Consider the following 1,866-nt stretch of genomic DNA (forward strand, 5'->3'; position numbering starts at 1 on the left):
GATCGCTCAGCCGGTGCCGCGCCGCACCGGCTGTCGGTCACGGAATGGATCGGCGGTTTGGCGCAGTGTTGGCGACTTGGTTATGATCACCCGCCAGCGCTGGTCGATGCGCTGCAGCCTCCTACGGCGCGTTCCAGAGCGTCGGCATCTTTCAGGGATAGCAATCATGTCAACCGTGAGCGGTGAACGACGTAACGGACTCGCGACTCGTCCACTGCGCGAGTATTACGCCCGAGTCTTCGCCTATCTGATCTGTGCCGCCACGCTCGCTGCTGGTGTCTATACCCAGCAGTTTTCGCTCGATCTCTTGTGGATGGTGCCTTATACGCTCCTGTATCCGCACTTCGCCTATCACCTGAGCTACCGCTTCAAGCGCGAACACCCTGAGGCAACCTCCCAGACCCTGCTGTGTCTGGACGCCCTGAACGCGGGTGCGGGCATCGTGCTGCTCGGATGCAGCCTCGTGCCAAGCCTGATGTTTCTGCTGATACTGAGTTTCAGCGCGCTGGTGGTCGGCAGCCTGCGTCATTTGTTGATGACGTTGTTGATGGCCTGCATCGGCGTTGGGCTGACCAGTCTGCTGGTGCCCTTGCGCTTCGCGGGTGCCAGCTCGGTTCTGGTATCCGCCGTCAGCATTCTGCTCACCACGCTGTACGTGTGCGTAACGGCTTACTACGTGCATCAACAAGGCATCCGCCTCGCGCAGGCACGCAGCGAACTCGAAGCCCAACAGGCGAAAGCTGCACGATTGGCGCGCAATCTCGCCAAATACCTGTCTCCACAAGTGTGGGAGTCGATCTTCTCCGGCAAGCGCACTGTTCGGCTGGAAACCCAGCGCAAGAAACTCACGGTGTTCTTTTCGGATATCAAAGGCTTCACCGAGCTGTCCGAAGAACTGGAAGCCGAAGCACTGACCGACCTGCTCAACACCTACCTCAACGAGATGTCGAAGATCACCCTCAAGTACGGCGGCACCATCGACAAGTTCGTGGGAGATTGCGTAATGGTGTTTTTCGGCGACCCCGCCAGCCAGGGCGCCAAGAAGGATGCTGTGGCCGCGGTTTCGATGGCGATTGCCATGCGCAAGCACATGAAAGTCCTTCGCCAGCAGTGGCGCGGCCAGGGCATTACCAAGCCGATGGAAATCCGCATGGGTATCAACACCGGCTACTGCACGGTCGGCAACTTCGGCGCCGACACTCGAATGGACTACACCATCATCGGCCGCGAAGTGAATCTGGCGAGCCGACTGGAAAGCTCCGCCGAGGCAGGGGAAATTCTCATTTCCCATGAAACCTATTCGCTGGTCAAAGATGTGATCATGTGCCGCGACAAAGGCCAGATCACCGTCAAGGGTTTTACCCGTCCGGTGCAGATCTACCAGGTGGTGGACTTCCGTCGCGACCTGGGCGCCACCAACAGCTTCGTCGAACACGAATTGCCCGGCTTCTCGATGTACCTCGACACCAACGGGGTGCAAAACTTCGACAAGGAGCGCGTCATCCAGGCGCTCAACCAGGCCGCCGACAAACTACGCGACAAAGTCATCATGTAGCACCGCCTGGCCCGGCTCGGGTCACATGGTCATTCCGCATCGATACCTGCCGGCGCTCCGCATGCAGTCGAGATCTACTATGCCGCCCATTCTTTCCCTGCGCCATTACAACCACAAACAGATCATCCACCACCTTCCGCACAACTTCCGCCAACCTGCTCCGCTGGAAGCCAGGCCATGACGCATCGCAACGCCTTATTGGCGATCCATTTCGGCGCGCTGATGTTTGGGCTATCCGGTGTGTTCGGCAAGCTGGCCGAGAGCGCGCCCGTGATCATAACGCTCGGCCGGGCGGGTTTCGCTGTCGTGGC

General features: G+C 59.4%; 2 protein-coding genes. Both read left to right on the forward strand.

Translation table 11 applies throughout. The features are described 5' to 3' along the window. The coding region (locus ACN0TS_RS18910) for an adenylate/guanylate cyclase domain-containing protein (protein WP_417260869.1) at positions 1-1,555 on the forward strand (1,555 nt) is incomplete at its 5' end. A 177-nt stretch (positions 1,556-1,732) separates the two neighbouring features. Next, on the forward strand, positions 1,733-1,866 hold a 134-nt coding region (locus ACN0TS_RS18915), incomplete at its 3' end, for a hypothetical protein (protein ID WP_417260874.1).

This window comes from Celeribacter sp. (genome assembly GCF_048266405.1).
In the GTDB taxonomy this organism is placed as follows: domain Bacteria; phylum Pseudomonadota; class Alphaproteobacteria; order Rhodobacterales; family Rhodobacteraceae; genus Celeribacter.